The sequence below is a fragment of the Aestuarium zhoushanense genome (assembly GCF_056431045.1).
Window position 1 is genome coordinate 281,189 of sequence record NZ_JBWKMA010000015.1, and the last position, 22,815, is coordinate 304,003.

The 22,815-nt window shown below is 55.9% G+C and carries 19 protein-coding genes; 10 read left to right on the forward strand and 9 right to left on the reverse strand.

Going from position 1 to position 22,815, the window contains the following annotated elements:
• Positions 1 to 2 precede the first annotated feature (2 nt).
• The 7 genes from AC07ED_RS07155 to typA all read left to right on the forward strand — a co-directional run bounded on the left by AC07ED_RS07155 (position 3) and on the right by typA (position 6,231).
• The gene (locus AC07ED_RS07155) at positions 3 to 230 is read left to right on the forward strand and encodes a hypothetical protein (RefSeq protein ID WP_067547758.1); all 228 of its coding nucleotides are present in this window, start codon (positions 3 to 5) and stop codon (positions 228 to 230) included.
• The gene (locus AC07ED_RS07160; RefSeq protein ID WP_211096393.1) at positions 227 to 1,393 is read left to right on the forward strand and encodes an HD domain-containing protein; all 1,167 of its coding nucleotides are present in this window, start codon (positions 227 to 229) and stop codon (positions 1,391 to 1,393) included. The genes AC07ED_RS07155 and AC07ED_RS07160 overlap by 4 nt, the downstream gene beginning before the upstream one ends.
• A gap of 84 nt (positions 1,394 to 1,477) precedes the next feature.
• On the forward strand, positions 1,478 to 2,692 hold the full coding sequence (locus tag AC07ED_RS07165; protein WP_105235158.1) for an NADP-dependent isocitrate dehydrogenase: 1,215 nt from the start codon (positions 1,478 to 1,480) through the stop codon (positions 2,690 to 2,692).
• Between the two features lie 72 nt (positions 2,693 to 2,764).
• Positions 2,765 to 3,388 (forward strand): YitT family protein, encoded by a 624-nt coding sequence (locus AC07ED_RS07170; RefSeq protein ID WP_105235159.1) that lies wholly within the window; start codon positions 2,765 to 2,767, stop codon positions 3,386 to 3,388.
• 3 nt (positions 3,389 to 3,391) lie between these two features.
• On the forward strand, positions 3,392 to 3,994 hold the full coding sequence (locus tag AC07ED_RS07175; protein ID WP_105235160.1) for a YitT family protein: 603 nt from the start codon (positions 3,392 to 3,394) through the stop codon (positions 3,992 to 3,994).
• A gap of 10 nt (positions 3,995 to 4,004) precedes the next feature.
• A complete protein-coding gene (locus tag AC07ED_RS07180) occupies positions 4,005 to 4,343 on the forward strand; it encodes a DMT family transporter (protein ID WP_105235161.1) in 339 nt (112 codons plus the stop codon).
• Positions 4,344 to 4,413: 70 nt separating this feature from the next.
• The gene (typA, locus tag AC07ED_RS07185; protein WP_074038980.1) at positions 4,414 to 6,231 is read left to right on the forward strand and encodes a translational GTPase TypA; all 1,818 of its coding nucleotides are present in this window, start codon (positions 4,414 to 4,416) and stop codon (positions 6,229 to 6,231) included.
• A gap of 153 nt (positions 6,232 to 6,384) precedes the next feature.
• On the opposite strand, the gene AC07ED_RS07190 is transcribed toward typA, so the two are convergent.
• The 3 genes from AC07ED_RS07190 to recA form a co-directional block, all read right to left on the reverse strand.
• Positions 6,385 to 6,675, reverse strand: a complete 291-nt coding sequence (locus tag AC07ED_RS07190) for a DUF1330 domain-containing protein (protein WP_105235162.1) — start codon at positions 6,673 to 6,675, stop codon at positions 6,385 to 6,387.
• A gap of 2 nt (positions 6,676 to 6,677) precedes the next feature.
• Complete coding sequence (alaS, locus tag AC07ED_RS07195) at positions 6,678 to 9,335, reverse strand: alanine--tRNA ligase (RefSeq protein ID WP_105235163.1); 2,658 nt, start codon at positions 9,333 to 9,335, stop codon at positions 6,678 to 6,680.
• Between the two features lie 112 nt (positions 9,336 to 9,447).
• Entirely contained in the window at positions 9,448 to 10,521 is a 1,074-nt protein-coding gene (recA, locus tag AC07ED_RS07200; RefSeq protein ID WP_105235164.1) for a recombinase RecA, read from the reverse strand.
• Between the two features lie 183 nt (positions 10,522 to 10,704).
• Here recA and AC07ED_RS07205 point away from each other — a divergent pair, with 183 nt between their 5' ends.
• Both AC07ED_RS07205 and metH read left to right on the forward strand, forming a co-directional pair.
• Complete coding sequence (locus AC07ED_RS07205) at positions 10,705 to 11,301, forward strand: gamma-glutamyl kinase (protein WP_105235165.1); 597 nt, start codon at positions 10,705 to 10,707, stop codon at positions 11,299 to 11,301.
• Positions 11,302 to 11,390: 89 nt separating this feature from the next.
• Positions 11,391 to 15,086 (forward strand): methionine synthase, encoded by a 3,696-nt coding sequence (gene metH / locus AC07ED_RS07210; RefSeq protein ID WP_105235166.1) that lies wholly within the window; start codon positions 11,391 to 11,393, stop codon positions 15,084 to 15,086.
• Positions 15,087 to 15,088: 2 nt separating this feature from the next.
• Here metH and AC07ED_RS07215 read toward each other — a convergent pair whose 3' ends face one another.
• The 5 genes from AC07ED_RS07215 to AC07ED_RS07235 all read right to left on the reverse strand — a co-directional run bounded on the left by AC07ED_RS07215 (position 15,089) and on the right by AC07ED_RS07235 (position 21,495).
• On the reverse strand, positions 15,089 to 15,775 hold the full coding sequence (locus tag AC07ED_RS07215) for a sugar transferase (protein WP_105235167.1): 687 nt from the start codon (positions 15,773 to 15,775) through the stop codon (positions 15,089 to 15,091).
• Positions 15,776 to 15,867: 92 nt separating this feature from the next.
• Positions 15,868 to 17,526: a peptidase U32 family protein gene (locus tag AC07ED_RS07220; RefSeq protein ID WP_105235168.1), complete on the reverse strand. Its 1,659-nt coding sequence runs from the start codon at positions 17,524 to 17,526 to the stop codon at positions 15,868 to 15,870.
• Positions 17,527 to 17,608: 82 nt separating this feature from the next.
• Positions 17,609 to 19,003, reverse strand: coding sequence for a glutamine synthetase family protein (locus tag AC07ED_RS07225; RefSeq protein WP_105235169.1), 1,395 nt, complete (start codon positions 19,001 to 19,003; stop codon positions 17,609 to 17,611).
• Positions 19,003 to 20,388, reverse strand: a complete 1,386-nt coding sequence (locus tag AC07ED_RS07230) for an aspartate aminotransferase family protein (protein WP_105235170.1) — start codon at positions 20,386 to 20,388, stop codon at positions 19,003 to 19,005. The genes AC07ED_RS07225 and AC07ED_RS07230 overlap by 1 nt, the downstream gene beginning before the upstream one ends.
• A 96-nt stretch (positions 20,389 to 20,484) precedes the next feature.
• Positions 20,485 to 21,495 carry an AraC family transcriptional regulator gene (locus AC07ED_RS07235; protein WP_105235171.1) on the reverse strand — a complete coding sequence of 337 codons (1,011 nt, stop codon included), beginning with the start codon at positions 21,493 to 21,495 and terminating at the stop codon, positions 20,485 to 20,487.
• 116 nt (positions 21,496 to 21,611) lie between these two features.
• Here AC07ED_RS07235 and AC07ED_RS07240 point away from each other — a divergent pair, with 116 nt between their 5' ends.
• On the forward strand, positions 21,612 to 22,418 hold the full coding sequence (locus tag AC07ED_RS07240) for a crotonase/enoyl-CoA hydratase family protein (protein ID WP_105235172.1): 807 nt from the start codon (positions 21,612 to 21,614) through the stop codon (positions 22,416 to 22,418).
• Here the strand turns inward: AC07ED_RS07240 and AC07ED_RS07245 are convergent.
• Positions 22,415 to 22,774 (reverse strand): thiol-disulfide oxidoreductase DCC family protein, encoded by a 360-nt coding sequence (locus AC07ED_RS07245; protein ID WP_105235173.1) that lies wholly within the window; start codon positions 22,772 to 22,774, stop codon positions 22,415 to 22,417. The genes AC07ED_RS07240 and AC07ED_RS07245 overlap by 4 nt on opposite strands.
• Positions 22,775 to 22,815: the final 41 nt, after the last annotated feature.

A 22,815-nucleotide genomic window follows, 5' to 3' on the forward strand; every position in this document is an offset into this window, starting at 1 on the left:
CCATGGCTTTACTGGATGATATGGCCGACGAACTGGCGCAATTGGCGCTAGAAGACGAGGCCCGCAGCGGGGACGATCAGATCGTTCGCAAAGTGGCAGAAATCCTTGGAGCGTCGTCACAGACGCTTCAAGAAGCGTTCAACACGGCCATCCGTGTGCGCCGCGCCGAAGCCCGAGCGCGCGACCTTCTCGCGCAACGCAAAGCCCAATTCGAGGCATCATCCCAATGACATCAACCCTGTCCGCTCAGTTTACTTTCCTGAACGAGGCGGACAGGCTCAAATCCGTAGACCGCGCCAATCTGCTGATTGATTGCAGCCGACCGGAGAACAGCGCCGAACATAGCTGGCACCTTGCGCTTTACGCGTTGGTCTTTGGCGATACCACCGCGCCCGATGTGGACGTGGACCGCGCTATTGCGATGCTGCTGCTTCATGACATCGTAGAGATCGACGCTGGCGATCACCCCATCCATGAGGCACACGATTGGGACGCGGTGGCCGTGGCCGAACGCAAAGCTGCCGACCGTATCTTTGGCCTGCTGCCCCTACCCCAAGCCCAAGAGTTTCGCGGCATCTGGGACGAATTCGAAGCCGCCCAAACCCCAACGGCTAAGTTTGCCAAACGGTTGGATACAGCGCAGCCGATGTATCAAACGCTCTGTGCGCCCAACCCTGTGCCTGATCATGTTGAGGTCGTGCGCGGCAATCTGACGACCGGACGGGCGCGTCCCTTGGCCGAGAGTTGGCCTGAGGCTTATTCCCATGCGAAATCGATGCTCGATGGGACAGCCTCGACCGCGTCCACTGACTACCTGCTGCGATTGGCGTTCCTGTTAGAGGCCTGCAAGCTAAAGTCCGTCTACCGCGCGACAAAACTCTGCGACGGATCGCGGCACGAGAACTCTGGCGAACACAGTTGGCATATCGCGCTTTATGCGATGACGCTGGCCTCTCATGCGATCAAGCCCGTGAACATCGGCCGCGTGATCCGCATGTTGCTGATCCATGATCTGGTCGAGATCGACGCAGGTGATACGCCGATCCACGGTGACTTTGACCCTGCCGAACAAGAACAGATCGAACGACTGGCGGCGGATCGTCTCTTTGGCCTTTTGCCGCCCGCCCAAGGTGCGAAACTACGTGCGCTCTGGGAAGAGTTTGAGGCGGCGGAAAGCGATGACGCGATCTTTGCCAAGTCTATCGACCGCGTGCAGCCTTTGGCCTCAAACCTTGAGAACGGCGGCGGGTCATGGCCTGACTATAACGTTAGCTATGCGCAGCTGGTCGGACGCGTGGGCGATAAGATCGCAAAGGGTGCGCCTGCAGTTTGGGCTGAGGTCGATACCCGCATTCGTGCCCATCCATGGTTTGCGAAAGAATTTCAAAAATAACTGTATACAATTGCATACAGTTCTGGAGTTCCGTCCGACTTTCGTCTAATGTGCGCGCAAACACTTTAGTTTGCGGAGCATCCCATGACCAAGATCAAGGTAGCTAACCCCGTTGTCGAACTCGACGGCGATGAGATGACACGGATCATCTGGGACTTTATTAAACAGAAATTGATCCTGCCCTATCTCGATATCGACCTGAAATACTATGACCTCGGCATCGAAGAGCGTGATCGGACCGACGACCAGATCACTATCGACGCGGCCTACGCAATCAAAGAGCATGGCGTTGGTGTCAAATGTGCGACCATCACCCCAGATGAAGCCCGTGTTGAGGAATTCGGTCTGAAACAGATGTGGAAGTCGCCGAACGGCACGATCCGCAACATCCTTGGCGGCGTTGTGTTCCGCCAGCCGATCATCTGCAAAAACGTTCCGCGCCTTGTCCCCGGTTGGACGCGCCCGATTGTTGTTGGCCGCCATGCCTTTGGCGACCAGTATAAAGCGACAGATTTCCACTTCCCAACCGCTGGCAAACTGACGATGAAATTCGTTGGCGAGGATGGCACCGTGATCGAACGCGACGTCTATGATGCGCCGTCTGCGGGCGTCTACATGGGGATGTATAACCTCGACAGTTCGATCCGCGATTTCGCGCGCGCGTCGTTCAACTACGGTCTTTCTCTGAAATGGCCTGTGTATCTGTCGACGAAGAACACCATTCTCAAGGCCTATGACGGTCGGTTCAAGGATCTCTTCCAAGAGATTTATGAGGCTGAATTCGCTGAGAAATTCAAAGAGGCTGGTATCTGGTACGAACACCGCCTGATCGACGACATGGTGGCCTGTGCGTTGAAATGGAATGGCGGCTTTGTCTGGGCGTGTAAGAACTACGACGGCGATGTGCAGTCCGATACCGTGGCGCAGGGCTATGGATCGCTGGGCATGATGGCGTCGCAGCTGATGACACCCGATGGCAAGATCGTTGAGGCCGAGGCCGCGCACGGCACCGTCACCCGCCACTACCGCAACCATCAGGCGGGCAAAGCCACGTCGACCAACTCTATCGCGACGATCTATGCGTGGACTGGCGCGCTGAAACACCGTGCAAAGCTGGACGAGAACGCGCAACTGATGCGCTTTGCCGAGACGCTGGAACGTGTGACGGTTCAATGCGTTGAGGATGGTCATATGACCAAAGACCTCGCCCTGCTTGTTGGTCCTGATCAGGGCTGGCTGACAACGATTGGCTTCCTCGAAAAGCTCGACGAATACCTGAACAAAGCCCTCATCGGGTAACCAAAGGTCAGGCGCGTGGTGCAGATCACGCGCCTGATGGACAGGTAAGCACTACTGACCTATATATCGGTCATGCCAGCACCGATTCCTGTCCCGCAAAATAGTGTCCCACATACCCCGCTCGAAGACCTTCAAGGGCTGTCGATTGGTTTAATTACCACCTCTATTGCGCTGACAATGCTCAAATCTTTGGGGTTCGTGACGGGACAAACGGCAGGCGTCGCACTGATCGTCAGCTACATTTCAGGTATCAGTTTCAGCTGGGCGTTTTTCCTGATCAACCTCCCATTCTACGTGTTTGCTTGGTTCAGAATGGGCGCTGCGTTTACCATCAAATCCTTGATTTGCGTGACCGCCCTATCGGTGATGGTGGCCTACATCCCGCACCTGATGACCTTTGATCACCTGGACCCGCTGTTCGGCACGATTGCCTTTGGTGTGCTCTGCGGGTTCGGCCTCTTGGGCGTGTTTCGCCACAATGCATCACTGGGCGGTTTGGGCGTGATTGCGCTGATGGTCCAAGACCGAACGGGGTTTCGCGCAGGCTATGTGCAGATCGCCGCTGACATCCTCATTTTCGCTACGGCTGCGGCACTCCTCCCGCTACGGGTCGTTGGGTTTTCGCTTCTCGGCGCTCTGGTTTTGAACGGTGTGATCGCCTTCAACCACCGCCGTGACCGCTACATTGGAACGTAAATTATGACTGCCACCGAAAAACACTCTCTCATCGAAGACGCACAAGGTATCGCGTTCGGCGTCTCTATGGCGTCGTTCGGTGTTTTGGTCCTGACGCACCTCGGCTTTGTCACGGGGCAAACGGCGGGCCTCGCCATTCTGATTTCTTATGCAACGGGCTGGGGTTTTGGCCCCGTGTTCTTTGCCGTGAACCTGCCGTTTTATTGGCTCGGGTATAAACGAATGGGCCTGCGGTTTATGATCAAGACCTTTGTGGCGGTGGCCTCGCTCTCTGTTCTGACGACCATCCTGCCGTCGCATATCGTTTTCGCCACTCTTACGCCGGCGGTTGGCGCGATCCTCTTTGGGTTTGTCACAGGCGCGGCGCTTATGGCGCTCTTTCGTCATGGATCGAGCCTTGGTGGGATCGGTATTCTCGCGCTCTATATCCAAGAGAAGACAGGCTTCCGTGCGGGATGGACACAACTACTGTTTGATGCCGCACTCTTTATCGTGGCCCTAGGCTTGCGCGATCTGCCGACAGTCGCCTACAGTTTCTTAGGCGCACTGGTTGTGAACCTCGTGATCGCCATTAACCATCGCAAAGATCGCTATATAGCCACCTAAAGGCCCGTTCATGCCAACCCATATTATCGCGCTGGTTTTTGCTGTTATGGCGGAAACCGTTGCTACCTCTGCATTGAAAGCATCAGACCAATTCACAAAGCTCGGTCCGACGGCAGTCGTCGTGATTGGCTACGCGATCTCGTTCTATCTGTTGGCCTATACAGTGCGCTTTATGCCCGTGGGCATCGTCTATGCGCTGTGGTCGGGCATGGGTATTATCTTTGTGTCGATCATCGGCTGGGTTTGGTTCAAACAGTACCTCGACCTCCCCGCAATCCTTGGGCTGGCGATGATCTTAGGCGGAATTGTGGTGATTAACGTCTTTTCCAACACAACGGGCACGCATTAAGCCCTTTAGGGGTGGCTTTTGCTGCGATTGCACGGTAAGGCGCAGCCAACTCTCCTTTTAAGGCTGCACTATGGATATCCGTAATATCGCGATTATCGCGCACGTTGACCACGGCAAAACGACGCTGGTAGACGAACTTCTAAAGCAATCCGGCGCGTTCCGTGAAAATCAGGCTGTTGCTGAACGGGCAATGGACTCGAACGACATTGAGCGTGAGCGCGGGATCACCATCCTTGCAAAAGCAACCAGCGTCGAATGGAACGGCACACGGATCAACATCGTTGACACCCCCGGCCACGCAGACTTTGGCGGTGAAGTTGAACGCATCCTGTCCATGGTAGACGGCGTTGTTCTGCTGGTTGACGCGGCTGAAGGCCCGATGCCACAGACCAAATTCGTAACTTCCAAGGCGCTGGCTCTCGGCCTGAAGCCGATTGTTGTTCTGAACAAAGTCGACAAAGCAGACGCAGAGCCGGATCGCGCGCTCGACGAATGTTTCGACCTCTTTGCGAACCTCGGCGCGAACGAAGAACAGCTGGACTTCCCGCACCTCTACGCATCTGGCCGTTCGGGCTGGTGTGACACCGAACTCGACGGTCCGCGCAAAGACCTGACCGCTCTGTTCGAACTGGTTGTGAAACACGTTGAGCCGCCAAAGCAGCTGGCCGCAAAAGACGAACCGTTCCGCATGCTTGCGACCACCCTGTCTGCTGACCCGTTCATCGGTCGTATTCTGACGGGCCGCGTTGAAGCTGGTACCCTGAAAACAGGTGACTCTCTGCACGCACTGTCGCGCGACGGTAAGAAGATCGAAAACTTCCGCTGCACCAAAATCCTCGCGTTCCGTGGCCTGTCCCAGCAGCCGATCGATGAAGCCGTAGCAGGCGACATCGTGACCATCGCTGGTATGACCAAAGCGACCGTTGCTGATACGCTGGCTGACACCTCGGTGAACGAAGCGATCCCTGCGCAGCCGATCGATCCGCCGACCATCTCTGTCATGTTCGGCATCAACGACTCCCCTCTCGCCGGTCGTGACGGTAAGAAAGTTCAGTCGCGCGTCATCCGTGACCGCCTGTCGAAAGAAGCTGAAACCAACGTCGCAATCAAAATCGAAGACACCCCAGGCGGTGAAGCGTTCATCGTTTCGGGCCGCGGCGAACTTCAGATGGGCGTTCTGATCGAGAACATGCGTCGTGAAGGCTTTGAGCTGTCGATCTCGCGTCCGCAGGTTATCTTTAAAGACGAAGACGGCGTTCGTATGGAACCCGTTGAAGAAGTCACCATCGACGTTGATGACGAATACACTGGCGTTGTCGTAGAGAAACTCACTGGCCCGCGCAAAGGCGATCTGGTCGAGATGAACCCAGGTGGCAACGGCAAGACCCGCATCGTGGCTCACGTCCCTTCGCGCGGCCTGATCGGCTACCACGGCGAATTCCTGACGGACACCCGTGGTTCGGGCGTCATGAACCGCCTCTTCCACGGTTGGGTTGCTCACAAAGGCCCAATCGCAGGCCGTCGTCAGGGCGTTCTGATCTCTATGGAGAACGGCACCGCTGTGGCCTATGCACTCTGGAACCTCGAAGATCGCGGCAAGATGTTCATCAACCCGCAAGATCCTGTCTACACTGGCATGATCATCGGCGAACACAGCCGTGACAACGATCTGGAAGTGAACCCGCTCAAAGGTAAAAAGCTGACCAACGTTCGTGCCTCCGGCACCGACGAAGCGGTTAAGCTGACACCGCCGACCGTTATGTCGCTCGAGCAAGCAATTGCTTACATCGACGATGACGAACTGGTGGAAGTGACCCCGAACGCTGTTCGCCTTCGCAAACGTTACCTCGATCCGCATGAGCGGAAGCGCCAATCGCGCTCCGCATAATACGGATAAAAAAGCGGACCCTCCGGGGTCCGTTTTTCATTTCGGGGCTTTGCCCCCGCGCGTTCCGCGCTCCCCCAGGATATTTGAGGCACAAAGGCAAAGAGCGCGACGTTTAGAAACGCCGCGCCCTTTGTTTAAAAATATTTTAGGTGCTTATTCGGCTGCTTCAACGATCAGCAGATCGCGTTCGCTGGCACCTTTGGCGTAGCTGAGCGCCTCTTGGTACGCGTCCGAATAGTAGCAATCATGAGCAATCTGGAGGCTTGGGAAGAACGCGACGACGTGGCGTGCGCGCTCTTTGCCTTCGAGGATTTCATACTTGCCACCACGTGCGAGGAATTTCCCGCCGTGGTCCGCAATCGCGACGGTCGCGCGTTTGGCATACTCGCTATACGCCGCCTCGTCCGTTACGTTGACGTGTGCGATCCAATAGGCTCCAGCCATGATTATGCTCCTGCAACTACGGCTTCAGCTGCTTTGATTGCAGCCTCCGCATTTTCAACCGATGCACCGCCACCCTGCGCCATGTCAGGACGACCGCCGCCACCTTTGCCGCCAAGCTCTGGTGTGACCGCACGAATGATATCTGCGGCCGAAACCTTGCCTGTCAGATCAGCGGTGACGCCACACGCAACGGCAGCTTTACCGTCCGCATCTGCGATGAGGAGGATGATGCCCGACCCCATCTGGCCTTTCATCTCATCGATGATGCCAGGAAGGTCTTTGCCTGTTACGCCAGAAAGCACTTGAGCCTTAAACGCCATACCATTGATTTCTTTGGCAGGCTCTTCGGCTTTTGCACCGCCGGACATCGCAAGTTCGCGACGCAGTTGCGCGACTTCGTTTGCGAGTGCCTTGCGTTCATCCATGAGCGCTTTGACGCGATCAGCGGCTTCGCTTGCTGGCGCTTTGAGCACTGCGGCAACAGCGTTCAGACGCGCCTCTTGGTCTTTGAGGTAAGCGATTGCCGCCTGACCAGTCAGGGCTTCAACGCGGCGAACACCAGCGGAAGATGCGCTGTCAGAGAGCACAACAAACGCACCGATATCGCCCGTTTGACGAACATGCGTACCGCCGCAGAGTTCGAGCGAATAGACATTACCGTCCGCACCCTTGCCCGAACCAAGCAAGCGGCCCATCGACACAACGCGCACTTCGTCACCGTATTTTTCACCGAACAGAGCCTGCGCACCGAGGGCACGTGCGTCGTCTGGCGTCATGATACGGGTTTCGACGGTCGTGTTCTGACGGATCATCGCGTTTACATCGGCTTCGACTTGCGACAGCTCTTCGGCGGATAGCGCCTTGCCGTGGCTGAAGTCGAAACGCAGACGGTCTGGCGCGTTCAACGATCCACGCTGCGCCACATGATCACCGAGCGCGTCACGAAGGGCTTCGTGCAGAAGGTGGGTTGCGGAGTGGTTCGCGCGAATGTCGCCACGGCGTTCGTGTTCCACCTCAAGCTTTGCAGCCTGACCGCGGCTGATCGAGCCTTCGGTGACTTCCGCAAAGTGGATGAAGATGCCAGCAGACTTTTTCGTGTCAGTGACCTTAGCCGTGCCCGTTTCGGTGCGGATAAAGCCCGTATCGCCAACCTGACCGCCGGATTCACCATAGAATGGCGTTTGGTTGACCACGATCTGAACGGTTTCGCCCGTCGCTGCGGTTTCGACGACGTCAGAGACTTTGACGACCGAGAGGATCTGGCCTTCGGCGGTTTCGGTGTCATAGCCGAGGAATTCGGTTACGCCGAATTTATCCGCCATTTCGAACCAAACGGTCGCATCAGCTGCTTCGCCAGAGCCAGACCAAGCAGCACGCGCTTTGGCCTTCTGCTCTTCCATCGCAGCGTCGAAACCGTCGGTGTCTACGGCGCGGCCTTTTTCACGCAGCGCATCCTGAGTGAGATCGAGCGGGAAGCCGTAGGTGTCATAGAGTTTGAACGCGGTCTCACCCGGTAGGTTGGCACCTTCTGGCAGATCAGACAATTCGTCATCCAGCAGTTTCAGGCCGCGATCCAAGGTTTGCTTGAAACGGGTTTCTTCCGCGCGGAGCGTTTCTTCGATCAAGGCCTGAGCCTGACCGAGTTCTGGATAAGCAGCGCCCATTTCGCGAACGAGCGCAGGAACCAAACGGTGCATCAGCGGGTCAGTCGCACCGAGAAGGTGCGCGTGGCGCATCGCGCGGCGCATGATGCGGCGCAGAACATAGCCACGACCGTCGTTGGACGGCATCACACCATCCGCGATCAGGAACGAGGTCGAACGCAGGTGGTCTGCAATCACACGGTGATGCGTTTTACCTGGGCCATCCGGGTCAACGCTGGTGGCGTTGGCCGACGCTTCGATCAGAGCGCGCATCAGGTCGGTATCGTAGTTGTCGTGCTTGCCCTGAAGCAACGCGCCAATACGTTCCAGACCCATGCCCGTGTCGATGGACTGCATGTCCAGCGCTTTCATCGAGCCGTCTTCGAACTGTTCGTTCTGCATGAAAACGACGTTCCAGATTTCGATGAAACGGTCGCCATCTTCCTCGGGCGAACCCGGAGGGCCACCCCAGATGTGATCGCCGTGATCGTAGAAAATCTCGGTGCACGGACCGCACGGACCAGTCGGCCCCATCTGCCAGAAGTTATCCGACGTCGGAATGCGGATAATGCGATCCTCAGGAACGCCGACTTTCTTCCAGATTTCAAACGCTTCGTCGTCGGTATGGTAGACGGTCGTCAAAAGACGTTTGGGATCGATGTCAAAATCTTTGGTGATCAGTTCCCAAGCGAACGGAATAGCTTCGTTCTTGAAATAGTTACCAAAGGAGAAGTTCCCGAGCATTTCAAAGAACGTGTGGTGGCGTGCCGTGTAGCCAACGTTATCAAGGTCGTTGTGTTTGCCCCCTGCCCGCACGCATTTTTGAGATGTCGTCGCACGCACGTAATCGCGCTTTTCAACGCCGGTAAAACAGTTCTTGAACTGCACCATGCCCGAGTTCGTGAACATCAGGGTCGGGTCGTTGCGCGGAACCAGCGGAGACGACGGAACGATGGTGTGACCATTCCGTTCGAAATAGCTGAGGAAGGTAGAGCGGATATCAGAAAGGCTCGTCATGGCGGTCCTTGAATTCAAAGTGTCCGTGGTGGAATACCCCTCCATCTACTCCGCGTAAAGCCCAATGAAAAAGGCCGCCCAAAAGAGCGGCCTTTCGTCAGAATTTGATCCATTACATCTCGACGAGATCATCATCGCTGTCATTGTCATCCATGTGGAAATCGAGACCATGCGCGGCGCGAATTTTGTCTTCGATTTCGAGAGCGATCTGCGGATTTTCCTTGAGGAAGGTTTTAGAGTTTTCACGGCCCTGGCCGATCCGCTCATCCCCGTATGAGAACCACGCACCAGACTTTTCAACAACGCCAGCTTTTACGCCGAGGTCCAGAAGTTCGCCCGTTTTAGAAATCCCCTCGCCATACATGATGTCGAATTCGACCTGCTTGAACGGCGGAGCTACCTTGTTTTTTACGACTTTAACGCGGGTCGAGTTACCGACCACTTCATCACGGTCTTTGATCGCGCCAATACGACGGATGTCGAGGCGAACGGAGGCGTAGAATTTGAGCGCGTTACCACCAGTTGTGGTTTCGGGCGAGCCGAACATGACGCCGATCTTCATCCGGATTTGGTTGATGAAGATCACCATACAATTCGATTTTGAGATCGAACCTGTGAGTTTGCGCATCGCCTGCGACATCAAACGCGCATGAACGCCCACGTTGCTGTCGCCCATGTCACCTTCGAGTTCGGACTTCGGCGTCAAAGCCGCAACCGAATCGACGACGACCATCGACACAGCGCCAGAACGTACGAGGGTATCGACGATCTCCAGTGCTTGTTCACCCGTGTCAGGCTGCGAAATCAGAAGTTCGTCCAGATCAACGCCGAGTTTTTTCGCGTAGATCGGGTCCAGAGCATGTTCGGCGTCGACGAATGCACAAACACCGCCCTTTTTCTGTTCTTCCGCAATCGCATGAAGGGTCAGCGTGGTTTTACCAGACGATTCAGGACCATAGATTTCGATGATCCGGCCCTTGGGCAAACCGCCGATCCCGAGCGCGATATCGAGGCCAAGCGAGCCTGTCGATGTCGCCTCAATCTCTTGGACAGGGCTATCCTTGCCGAGCTTCATGATAGACCCTTTGCCGAACTGACGTTCGATCTGGGCCAGTGCGGATTCCAACGCCTTTTGCTTGTCGGCGGTTTTCTTGTCAGTCATGCTCAAAATATCTGCCATTGCCATCTTTGCGATCCTTATTTCACACCGTAAGGGGTGCGGCAATCATTGCCTTTGTTCGCCTCTTGTTCTCATTCGTTATGAGATCAAAAAGAGAACATTTCAAGAATTATTTTCTTGGGCTACTTTCATTCGCGAGAGATTAAAGAGTAGTTTACATCCAAACCGAGAGTGGGATTTTGCATCGATATGCTTGTTTTCTGGAACGAAAAGCTTGTTTTTCTGGCCGTGCCCAAGACGGGCACAACGGCGATTGAGGGGGCACTCGCGCCGCGTGCCCAAGCCGTGTTCCGCGATCCACCGATTCTCAAACATACGCCCTACTACCGCTACAAACGGTTCGTTCTTCCGATGCTGGAAAAGGCTGGTGCCGAAGGTCTGCAAACCGTTGCCGTCGTCCGTCATCCGATTGATTGGCTTTCGAGTTGGTATCGCTACCGCAATCGCGACGATTTGGTTGGAAGCAAGAACAGCACGCGCGGCATTACGTTCGATGAGTTCGTCGTCGAATATTGCGAAGAAAAGCCCGCGCCGTTTGCCAATGTCGGCTCACAGGCCAAATTCCTCGCGGCGAACAACGGCCCGACCAAATGCGATTACGTGTTCCGATATGAAGCCCAACCAAAGCTCATCGAATTCCTTGAGGCGCGGTTGAATGTGAAGCTCGAATTGAAAGAGTTGAACGTGTCGCCGCGAATGGAAGTATCGCTGCTGCCAGAGGTCGAAGCACTCTTGCGGCATACAAATGCAGCAGACTTTGCCCTATGGGACGCCGCACGGCATTAACCACGCGAAATTCATAATCTTCTTGATGATCTTGAATTTCACTAATCGAACGGTGGCAGGTATCACCCGCGCAAGCAAAGGATACCTTAATGACCAAACCAGTTCGTTCGCCTATTTTTGACAGCCTTACCACCGTAGCCCGTGACCGCATCCTCATATTGGACGGCGCTATGGGAACACAGATCCAAAAGCTCGGCCTCGTCGAAGGGGATTTCACGGGGCATGGCGGTTGCGGGTGCCACATCCATTCGGACAAGCCGCAACAGGGCAACAACGACCTGTTGAACCTCACGCAACCCGACGCAATTGAGGAAATTCACTATCAATACGCAATGGCTGGGGCCGATATTGCAGAGACCAATACGTTCTCATCTACCACCATCGCGCAGGCGGACTACGGGCTAGAGGATAAGGTCTATGATCTGAACTTGGCAGGTGCACGCTTGGCGCGCAAGGCAATGGACCGCGCGACGGCGATTGATGGGAAGCCTCGGTTTGTTGCGGGCGCTGTTGGTCCGACGAATAGAACGGCGAGCATTAGCCCCGATGTGAACAACCCTGGCTATCGCGCTGTTTCGTTTGATGATTTGCGGGTTGCCTACGCTCAGCAAATCCACGGACTGATCGATGGCGGCGCCGACATCATTCTGATCGAAACGATCTTTGATACGCTAAACGCCAAAGCCGCCGTTTTTGCGGCCGAAGAAGTCTTTGAGGCGAAAGACATCATCCTGCCCGTCATGATTTCAGGCACGATCACTGACTTGTCAGGGCGCACGCTTTCGGGTCAGACGCCGACCGCGTTCTGGCATTCGCTCCGCCATGCACGACCCTTTACCATCGGGCTGAACTGCGCTCTGGGCGCGAATGCGATGCGAGAACACTTGGCCGAATTGTCGAGCGTTGCCGACACCCGCATTTGCGCCTACCCGAACGCGGGCCTCCCCAATGAGTTTGGCGAATATGATGAAACGCCCGAACAGATGGCGGCCCAAATTGAAGGCTTTGCAAAAGAAGGGCTGTTGAACATCGTCGGCGGATGCTGCGGGTCGACCTTTGACCACATCCGCGCCATTGCTGAGGCAGTCAAAGGCTACGCGCCCCGCACGATCCCGACCGTTGAACCGCTCATGCGTCTCTCTGGGCTAGAGCCATTTACCCTGACCAAAGACATTCCGTTCGTGAATGTGGGTGAACGGACAAACGTCACGGGGTCGGCGAAGTTTCGCAAATTGATCACGGCAGCGGATTACACCGCAGCCTTAGATGTCGCCCGTCAGCAGGTTGAAAACGGTGCGCAGATCATCGACATCAACATGGATGAGGGCCTCATCGACAGTAAACAAGCGATGGTCGATTACCTGAACTTGATTGCGGCAGAGCCTGACATCGCCCGCGTGCCAATCATGGTCGACAGCTCAAAATGGGAGGTGATCGAGGCGGGCCTCAAGTGCATTCAAGGCAAAGCCATCGTCAACTCTATCTCGATGAAAGAAGGCGAAGAGCAATTCCGCCAGCAAGCGACCCTCTGCCGTCGATATGGTGCCGCCGTCGTCGTCATGGCCTTTGACGAACGCGGCCAAGCCGATACCGAAGACCGCAAGGTCGAAATCTGCACCCGCGCCTATCATATCCTGACCCAAGACATAGGGTTCCCACCCGAAGACATCATCTTTGATCCGAACGTCTTTGCGGTCGCGACGGGTATTGAAGAGCACGACAATTATGGCGTCGATTTCATCAAGGCGACCAAACGGATCACCGAGGCCTGCCCGCATGTTCATGTCTCGGGCGGGGTATCAAACCTGTCGTTTTCCTTCCGCGGAAACGAGGCCGTCCGAGAAGCGATGCATGCCGTGTTCCTCTATCACGCCATTCAAAACGGAATGGACATGGGGATCGTAAACGCGGGGCAGCTCGCTGTTTATTCCGAGATCGATCCAGAACTGCGCGACCACTGCGAAGATGTGGTTCTCAACCGCCGTTCCGACGCCACAGAGCGGATGCTGGAGCTTGCCGAAACCTATCGCGGTCAAGGTGGTGCGCAGGCCAAGGAAAAGGACATGTCTTGGCGCGAGGCCTCAGTTGAAAAGCGTCTCGAACACGCCTTGGTCAACGGCATCACCGAATTCATTGAGGCCGATACCGAAGAGGCCCGCCAACGGGCGACCCGCCCGCTCGACGTTATTGAGGGGCCACTGATGGACGGTATGAACGTGGTCGGTGATCTCTTTGGGGCGGGTAAAATGTTCCTCCCCCAAGTCGTAAAATCCGCCCGTGTCATGAAACAAGCCGTCGCTGTTCTGACGCCCTACATCGAGGCCGAAAAAGACGGCAAACAAGAGGCCGCAGGTAAGATCCTGATGGCAACGGTAAAAGGCGATGTGCATGACATCGGTAAAAACATCGTTGGTGTCGTGCTTGCCTGTAACAACTACGAAATCATCGACCTGGGCGTGATGGTACCAACGTCGAAAATCCTTGAAACGGCAAAGCGTGAAAATGTCGATGTGATCGGGCTGTCTGGTCTGATCACACCGTCGCTGGACGAAATGGTCCATGTCGCTGCCGAGATGGAGCGTGAGGGATTTGACATTCCCCTGCTGATCGGCGGCGCAACCACGTCCAAGGTTCATACGGCGGTGAAAATCGCTCCGAAATATACCAGCGGTCAGGCAATGTATGTGACCGATGCCAGCCGCGCGGTCGGCGTTGTGTCGTCGCTATTGTCGGACAAAGCCGCCGAGGTGAAACAGGCGACTCGGGCCGATTACGCTGACATTGCAGAGCGTCATGCACGTGGAGAACGCGGTAAAAAGCGGATCACGCTGCAAGAGGCCCGCGACAATGCATTAAAGATCGACTTCAGCGGGTATGAGGCTAAAACACCAAGTTTCCTCGGCACTCGCGTCTTTGATCAGTGGTCGCTGGCTGAATTGGCCGACTACATCGACTGGACGCCGTTCTTCCAAACGTGGGAGCTAAAGGGCCAATATCCGGCTATTCTGGACGATGCAAAGCAAGGTGACGCGGCACGATCCCTCTTTGCGGACGCTCAAGCTATGTTGGGAAAAATCATCGATGAAAACTGGTTTGCGCCAAAGGCTGTCGTCGGGTTCTGGCCCGCGCAATCTGTCGGTGACGACATTCAGCTTTTCACCGATGATACCCGCGCGGAACCGCTCCAAACGCTTCACACGTTGCGTCAGCAGACGGCGAAACGCGATGGTCGCCCCAATGTCGCGCTCTCTGATTTTGTTGCGCCGTCTGGCGATTATGTTGGTGCATTTGTTGTCACGGCTGGCCCCGAGGAGGACGATATCGCAGCTCAGTTTGACGCCAAGCACGACAATTATTCCTCGATCATGGTGAAGGCACTGGCCGACCGCTTTGCCGAAGCCTTTGCCGAGCGGATGCATGAATATGTCCGCACCGAGCTTTGGGGATATGCGTCCGAGGACTATGCCCCGACCGATCTGATCACTGAGCCCTACGCAGGTATCCGCCCTGCCCCCGGTTATCCAGCGCAACCTGATCACACCGAAAAAGCGACGCTTTGGACGCTGTTGGATGCGGAGACGTCGACAGGTGTTTCACTCACGGGAAGCTACGCGATGTGGCCTGCTGCCTCTGTTTCTGGCCTCTATATCGGCCATCCAGAGAGCTATTATTTCGGGGTTGGTAAAGTAGAACGCGATCAGGTTGAGGACTACGCGAACCGCAAAGGCATGAGCGTGGCTGAGGCTGAACGGTGGCTGTCACCGATCCTCAATTACCAAACCTAAGGTTAGCGCCCCGTGCTTTTGATGACGACGCCGACCGTTTTAAGGAGGATCATCAGGTCCTCCTTAAAACTAAGACGGGAATGGTAGTCGTCATCAAATCCCACACGATCGACAAACCGAGTGTCACCACGCCCCGCCACCTGCCAAGACCCCGTAATGCCAGGACGCATTGCATAATAGGCGCGACCGCCTGCACGACGATAAAGGTTTTCTTGGGATGGGAGGAAGGGACGCGGGCCAACGATGCTCATCTCACCGCGCAACACATTGAAAAGCTGTGGCAATTCATCGAGGCTGGACCGCCGCAAGAAACAGCCGAATTTTGTGATACGCGGATCAATACGGAGCTTTTGATCGCGATGCCATTCCGCGGCAATGATCGGATCGGTGGCGCACATCTCAGTCAACCGCGCTTCAGCATCGATATGCATCGTGCGCAGTTTGAAACAGGGAAATACCTCTCCGTTCAGACCAACGCGCGGTTGCACAAAGAATGCAGGGCCGCCGTCGCGACGGATGACCAGCGCAAGAACCCCAATGACGAGGACCACAATCGGCAAGGACACCACGACGAGCAACGTGTCAATCAACCGCTTAAAAACGCGCTGATAGAGCCGCGCGCCATATCGGGACACCTGCCTCACAGGAAAGGACGGAACCGAAACACTGTCGATTGGCGCATATTTCATAACACTTCCCCAAGCCAAGTTTCCGCAACTGCAGGCCCTGACCTTAGGGGGAAGTGCTTAATGAAGTTTGAATGCTAAAGTGAAAATCCAACTTAGATTTTTTCCCGCATATCGCGGTCCAACATCTCGCCCATTTTCTTTTGCTTGAGCAACTCACGGGCCTTTGCGTATTCGGGATCGTTCCAGAACATCAGACACCCGTTGCAGCCACGACCACAGCAGCCAGCCGCACCAGAGCGCGAGGTTTTGGACCGTTTTTCCATCTGCTCAGAGCCGATGGCGTCCTGCAGTTTTTTGACCTGATTGCGATAGGCACCCTTATAGGCGTCCTGCCCCAGTTCAATTTTCTGCGCCGTTTTATCGAGCTTGAACCGACGCCAGTCGTCGTCGGTCAGCATGGCCTCGGAGCGCACAATGGTGAACGGAGGGAAATTACGGCGGATCGCTTCCGGGTCTTCGCGGTCAAAGGCTGTGAACGGGATAAATACCTGATCGCCACGGCTGCCTACAACGTAATCCGCCACCTCACCCGGTTTATTGGCGAGTTCGTATTCGTAGAGACGTAAGAGAACAGGCTCTACTTTCGGATCGGGTGGCAGGAATTCCAGAACATCGCCGCCGTCGAGACGGTTTTTGACGTTCATCACCAGACCGTCCTCGCGAACCTCAGTGATCATGCCCGCAAATTCCCACGGCGCCATCGCTTTGGTGTGGTCATAGTTGTGAGCGTAGTTCTGGAGGCGGCCCTCGTGGAACGCGATGGTAAACCCACGGTTCGTCGCACCGACGAGTTCGTCCATATACTGATCCGGCGACCAGTTTTCGGGATCGGCGTAATAGTCATCAATCGCTCGGCGATACGCGCGGGCAACGGTGGCGACATAATACGGGCTTTTGTTCCGCCCTTCGACCTTGAGGCTATCAACGCCGATGCGCAGCAAGTCGTTGAGTTTCGGCATGAGGCACATATCCTTGGAGTTCAGGATATACGAGCCGCGCCAATCCTCTTCGATGGGCATGAATTCACCGGGGCGAGCACCCTCTTCCAACACAAACTCGAACAGTTCGAGGTTCTCTTCGGTCAGCGGCAATTCTTTGATCGTGCCGTCCTTGAGCTTCATGTGAACCTTATAATGCCAGCGACAGGAGTTCGCACAGTTGCCTTGGTTCGCGCCGCGTTCGGCCATGAAGTTCGACAATAGGCAGCGGCCCGAATAGGTCATGCACATCGCGCCGTGAACAAAGCTCTCTAGGCGGATGTCAGGGCATTTCTCGCGGATTTCTTCCATCTCGGCAAAGGTGACTTCACGGGCCAAAACGACCAGTTCGGCGCCCATGTCTTTCCAGTAGTCTACCGTGAGCCATGAACACACGTTCGCTTGGGTCGAGATATGGAGGTTCAGCTCAGGTGCGTGTTTGCGCACGTAGTTAAAGACGCCAGGATCCGCGATGATCACACCATCGGGACGGATGTCTTTCAGCGTCTCAATAAAGCTCTCTAGCTTTTCGACGTCTTTGTTATGCGTGAAGAGGTTGAGCGTCAGATAAACCCGCACGCCATGCGCATGGGCAAAGGCGACGCCCTCTTTGACATCCTCAAGCGAGAACTTGGATTTCGTCCGCAGCGACATATCGGGCGTGCCGAGGTAAACAGCGTCCGCCCCATAAAGAACAGCAACCTTCAACCGCTCAAGCGAGCCCGCAGGCATCAAAAGCTCTGAACGACGGGTCTGGGGCTGATCTTTGGGCATGGCATGTCCTCTCTGGCTATCGGTCCACATAGCGGCGTGGGTCCGATAAACCTTGATCGAGGACAAAGAAACCTAAAAACGATCAGATCGTGTAAAGATAGAGGTCGTAATCCACGTTACTGATGGTGCGTGCCACACGGTCGTATTCGGCCTGACGCACCGCCGTAAAGGTGCGATGCATATCTTCGCCCAAGGCCGACTTCAGGAAATCCGAGTTTACCGCCATATCAATCGCACTGCGCCAATCACGTGGGATCGGCGGACCTGCGGGGTCCTCGTCATAAGCGTTGCCCGTGGTTTCTGGACCTGGATCAATGCGGTTCTCAATGCCGTGCAGAATGCCCGCCAGAACCGTCGCCCCAATCAGATATGGGTTCGCATCCACGCCAGAGGGACGATGTTCAATGCGGCGCGCCTTAACATCGCCTTCGGGAATGCGGAGCGCGACAGAGCGGTTGTTCACACCCCATGCGGTCGATACTGGCGCATAGCTTTGGTTTGCGAAACGACGCCACGAATTGAGGTGCGGCGCAAAGACCAGCATGGATTCACCCATCGTCGCCCGCAGTCCGCCAATCGCGTGGAGGATCGTATCGGTCCAGCCTTCGCCTTCTGCCTCGGCAAAGACGTTGTTGCCCGCATCATCCTGCAAAGACACGTGGAAATGCATGCCGGAGCCTGCGTAATCCTCAATCGGTTTCGCCATGAAACAGGCCGTCACCCCGTGCGCGCGCGCCTGTTGCCGCACAATGCGTTTGAGCCGCACAAGGTCGTCTGCCGCCTGCATCACATCCTCGCGGTAATGCAGTGTGAGTTCATACTGACCCGGTGCATATTCGGAAATCATGGTCTCTGCCTTGATCCCAGCCGTCTCAGCGCCCGCGTAGATGTCCGAAAAAAGCGGCAGCATGCCGTGTAGATGATCGACGGAATAGACCTCGGTCTTGCCACTAGATTTCCGACCATCCAAAACGTCACGTGCAGGGCGTACTTTGCCATCGGCATCGCGTTCGTTGTCGAGAAGGAAGAACTCCAACTCAAACGCACCCGCAGGTTTCAAACCCTTGGCCGCGAATGCATCGACCTGCCGCTGCAACGCATGGCGCGGGTCAGAAGTCATCGGGCGACCGTCGAGTTCATAAAGCGACAGGAACACTTCAGCCCTGGGCGGCGTGGTGTTGTGGAGCGGTTTCAATGTGCCTGGAATAGGCCACGCCCGCAGATCGCCATCGCCCTGATCCCAGATCAGACCCGTTTCATGAACATCTTCACCGCATATATCGAGACCGAGGATCGAAATCGGGATGTGACGACCAGATTTATATATCGACAACAGTTCGTGGCGGCGAATGATCTTGCCCCGCCCGATCCCGTTAGAGTCGTGCAGGACAATATCAATCGCTTCGATTTCAGGATGCGCTTCGAGAAACGCTTCAGCTTCGGCAACACTCGCGCCAGAGGGACAGGTTTGGGTCATCAGGATTTTCCTTTGGCGAAGAGGTCGGACATCACATCATCGAACGCAGCGACAAGGCGGTCAATCTGGTCATGTGTGGTCACAGGGCTGACCAACATCATATTATGGAACGGCGCGATCAGGCAGCCACGATTTAAGAGCGCCGTATGTACGACGGCCTCGACCTCATGGATATGAGCCGTGGCGGCCTCGGTCCCGTTATTGAGCGGCCCCTTAGCGCAGATAAATTCGACACGCGCGCCAACACGGACCACATGCCACGGGGCACCATGGCGCTGGATCACGTCCGCCAAACCGTCAGCCAGTCGCGCAGCGCCACGTTCCATGTGTTCGTAGTTCTCGGCAGTCATCACGTCGGACAGCGTGGCCGTGAGACAAGCAAATTGCATCGGGTTGGCGGAGAGCGTGGTGCCCATCCCCGAATGACCGCTCGGCTTTTCCGCGCAATACCGCAGGTAGGATTTCGCAACCTTGGGTGCGAGCCCCCAAACGGCGGTCGGCATTCCGCCCGCCACACATTTCCCAACAACAAAAATGTCAGGTTCGAGTCCATGCACGCGGGTATAGCCGCCCAAGCCCGATGAAATCGTATGCGTTTCATCAATGATCAGAAGCGCGCCATATCGGTTCGCCAGTTTCCGCAGCCCTGCATGAAACCCCTCGTGTGGAAGCACCATGCAAGAGTTGGTCATGACAGGCTCAGTCAAAATGGCCGCAACCTCACCCGATTTCAGCGCGACCTCGACGCTCGCCAGATCGTTGAATTCAGCACAAACTGCCGTTTGGGTGAGGTCAGCCACCTGCCCTACTAGCCCTTCACGCGTCGCTGTCTGACCACCACGCAGTTCAACCATCGCGTCGTCGACGGTGCCGTGATAGCATCCATTGAACACCAAAACCTTGGGCCGCCCCGTCACCGCGCGGGCCACGCGCAAGGCAAAGCGGTTCGCATCCGTCGCCGTGGTCGCGATCTGCCATGCAAAGTCCCCAAACCGTTCCGTCAGCAAGGCACCAGCCGTCAGCGCGGTCTCGGTCGGGAGCATATAGGTCAGCCCGCGTTTCGCCTGTTTGCGGATCGCTTTCGCAACGGGTTTCGGGGAATGGCCGAACATTGAACCCGTGTCGCCAAGGCAAAAATCATCGATCCTATGCCCATCAAGGTCGGTGATCTGCGCTCCTTTGGCCTTTTGCACCAACATCGGGAACGGCATCGGCCAGTCCTTCATCCAATGCATCGGAACGCCGTCCAAATAGGACGCGGACCCTGATTTAAGGGCCTTTTGCGTCTTTGGACGGCTCTTCACATAGCGCTGCGCCTCGCGTTTCGCGATTTCATGCAAACGATCCAAAGGGACGCCGGCCAATTCTTCGATGACCTGTGACATGGGCTCCGCTCCGCTAGATTTGAGCAAACAGTTTGACACTGGATATACGTTTAAAAAGAACCGATAAAGTCCTTCGTTATAAATTTATGATCAAATTTATTCCCTTTTCTTACGCGACTGATAAGCCCGTGGCGTTTGGCCCGTCCACCGTCGAAACGCACGGTGAAAATTCGCAGCCGAGGCAAACCCGACGTCCTGCGCGATAGCCTCAATCGACTTTGTTCCAGACGAAAGCTCACGCATCGCCACGTCACGCCGAACGCCGTCCTTGATCAACTGGAATGTCGTTCCATCGGCATCCAAGCGACGCATCAAGGTGCGCGAGGTGACATTCATCATTTGCGCCGCCTCAACCAACGACAGATTAAACCCTTCAGACGCCAAAACCATTTCCCGCAAGCGAAGTGACAATGCATGTTCGCGAAACGCCGTAAAAATCCAATCTCGTGGCGCTCTCACAAGGAATTCCCTCATCTCTGCATCGCTTTTCGCAAGGATCGTATCGGGCAGATCTTTACTGAATACGATCGTCGATTTCTGATGAGAAAACGAAACGGGGCATGGGAATAGAACCGGATAATCGGATGCAAAATCAGGGGGTTCAAATCCGAACTGCACCTCGTTCAGACGCACTTCAAATCCAGCGAGCCACGACGCGATGCCATGCGCGAGCTTTAGAACGAGCAGCACGCCGAACCGATTGGCAGGCTGTTCTGCGGTCTCTGTGATCGAAAGAGCAATGTGCCCGTTCGCATTTGACAGCTCCAACCTCACATCGTCCAGAACGATGTTCCAGTATTGAACGAACCGATAAAGCGCGGCTGACATAGAGGACGCGTCCCGCACAGAACCGCAGAGCAGTTTCAACGCACCCGCCCGCACGGGGCGCCCCCAAAGGCCAACCATCTCATCGCCCGTCTCAATCGCGATCCTCTGATAGAGCATCACGATTTGGTCGTGCGTCACCCTGACCACACCGTCGGTCAGGCCAATATCAGTGAGGACACTTTCGAACCTGTCCAGCGGCAATGACCGCTCCAATGCGTCAACCCAGTCTTGGATGAACGCACGGGACACGGTGGGGTATATTGGGTCACTCTTTTTCATTTGAGCATCACCCTGCCCTAACCTGTCACTTTCAGCAAATTATTCGTCAGTTCTTGCGATAGATTGACCACATCTACGTTGTTAATTGTCACTAAATGATGAAACAGGACCACCCCATGACCATATCAATCGACAGCAGCCGATATGCAAACCTCGACATCGCGGAACAGGACAACGGTGTTCTGCTCGTAACGCTCAACCGCGCAGCAAAGCGGAATGCTCTCGACAGTGCGACGATTGAAGAGCTGGTCGATTTCTTTACGGCCGCCCCTCGCGCCGGCGTGCGTGCTGTGGTTTTAGCGGGATCTGGCGATCACTTCTGCGCGGGCCTCGACCTCGTGGAACATCACCGCGAAGACCGTAGCCCCGCCGATTTCATGCATCTCTGCCTGCGCTGGCACGAGGCCTTTAATAAGATGGAATATGGCGGCGTTCCGATCATCGCAGCCCTGAAAGGTGCCGTTGTAGGGGGTGGCCTCGAATTGGCGAGCGCCGCACATATTCGCGTCATGGACAACACGACCTATTTTGCCCTTCCCGAAGGACAGCGCGGATTGTTCACAGGTGGCGGCGCGACCATCCGCGTGACCGACCTCGTGGGCAAAGCGCGGATGATCGACATGATGCTCACGGGCCGCGTGTATCAAGGGACCGAAGCCGTCGATATTGGCCTCGCGCAATACCATACCGAAGGGTCGAGTTTGGATATGGCACTGGAGCTCGCGCAAAAGGCCGCTGAAAACCTTCCACTGTCGAACTTTGCGATTTGCTCGGCGGTGAGCCACATGCGGAACATGTCCGCGATGGATGCCGCCTATGCGGAGTCCGTCGTCGCAGGCGTTGTGAACACACAACCCGATGCCCGTGCGCGGCTCGCGGCGTTTGCGGATAAATCAGCCGCGCGGGTACGGCCGAACAGTTAACCGCCCAAGGCCCGTTGCAATCGCGGTCTAATCCTAAGAAAGCCTTTGTAGAGCGCTTCAAAAAGTGGCGTCATCGGCGGCCAGCCTGCGAGGACGCCCAAAGGTCGCAAAACGGGGATCGCACGCCACATGGCGGCAAAGGCAGCAGCGCCCGAAAACAACCGATCGCCGACCTGCGCATGAAACCGTTCGAGAATTGCGGTCCGATCCAATGGGCATGACGTGTTCGGATCGCAGGCGTCGACAAAATCGATCGCCCCTCTGCGGTCGAGCCGCCGCATCAAAGCGATCTCACGTGCACAAAGTGGGCACTGGCTGTCATACCAAACAGTTACAGACTTTGCTGGCTGGTTCACTGGTTTACTCACCTCATTTACGGGATGAAAGGTAGAACAAG

What these genes read in the sequence shown, in the direction of transcription:
- AC07ED_RS07155 (WP_067547758.1), top strand. Translation starts at nt 3, where the DNA reads ATGGCTTTACTGGATGATATGGCCGACGAACTGGCGCAATTGGCGCTA.
- AC07ED_RS07160 (WP_211096393.1), top strand. Translation starts at nt 227, where the DNA reads ATGACATCAACCCTGTCCGCTCAGTTTACTTTCCTGAACGAGGCGGAC.
- AC07ED_RS07165 (WP_105235158.1), top strand. Translation starts at nt 1,478, where the DNA reads ATGACCAAGATCAAGGTAGCTAACCCCGTTGTCGAACTCGACGGCGAT.
- AC07ED_RS07170 (WP_105235159.1), top strand. Translation starts at nt 2,765, where the DNA reads ATGCCAGCACCGATTCCTGTCCCGCAAAATAGTGTCCCACATACCCCG.
- AC07ED_RS07175 (WP_105235160.1), top strand. Translation starts at nt 3,392, where the DNA reads ATGACTGCCACCGAAAAACACTCTCTCATCGAAGACGCACAAGGTATC.
- AC07ED_RS07180 (WP_105235161.1), top strand. Translation starts at nt 4,005, where the DNA reads ATGCCAACCCATATTATCGCGCTGGTTTTTGCTGTTATGGCGGAAACC.
- typA (WP_074038980.1), top strand. Translation starts at nt 4,414, where the DNA reads ATGGATATCCGTAATATCGCGATTATCGCGCACGTTGACCACGGCAAA.
- AC07ED_RS07190 (WP_105235162.1), bottom strand. Translation starts at nt 6,675, where the DNA reads ATGGCTGGAGCCTATTGGATCGCACACGTCAACGTAACGGACGAGGCG.
- alaS (WP_105235163.1), bottom strand. Translation starts at nt 9,335, where the DNA reads ATGACGAGCCTTTCTGATATCCGCTCTACCTTCCTCAGCTATTTCGAA.
- recA (WP_105235164.1), bottom strand. Translation starts at nt 10,521, where the DNA reads ATGGCAATGGCAGATATTTTGAGCATGACTGACAAGAAAACCGCCGAC.
- AC07ED_RS07205 (WP_105235165.1), top strand. Translation starts at nt 10,705, where the DNA reads ATGCTTGTTTTCTGGAACGAAAAGCTTGTTTTTCTGGCCGTGCCCAAG.
- metH (WP_105235166.1), top strand. Translation starts at nt 11,391, where the DNA reads ATGACCAAACCAGTTCGTTCGCCTATTTTTGACAGCCTTACCACCGTA.
- AC07ED_RS07215 (WP_105235167.1), bottom strand. Translation starts at nt 15,775, where the DNA reads ATGAAATATGCGCCAATCGACAGTGTTTCGGTTCCGTCCTTTCCTGTG.
- AC07ED_RS07220 (WP_105235168.1), bottom strand. Translation starts at nt 17,526, where the DNA reads ATGCCCAAAGATCAGCCCCAGACCCGTCGTTCAGAGCTTTTGATGCCT.
- AC07ED_RS07225 (WP_105235169.1), bottom strand. Translation starts at nt 19,003, where the DNA reads ATGACCCAAACCTGTCCCTCTGGCGCGAGTGTTGCCGAAGCTGAAGCG.
- AC07ED_RS07230 (WP_105235170.1), bottom strand. Translation starts at nt 20,388, where the DNA reads ATGTCACAGGTCATCGAAGAATTGGCCGGCGTCCCTTTGGATCGTTTG.
- AC07ED_RS07235 (WP_105235171.1), bottom strand. Translation starts at nt 21,495, where the DNA reads ATGAAAAAGAGTGACCCAATATACCCCACCGTGTCCCGTGCGTTCATC.
- AC07ED_RS07240 (WP_105235172.1), top strand. Translation starts at nt 21,612, where the DNA reads ATGACCATATCAATCGACAGCAGCCGATATGCAAACCTCGACATCGCG.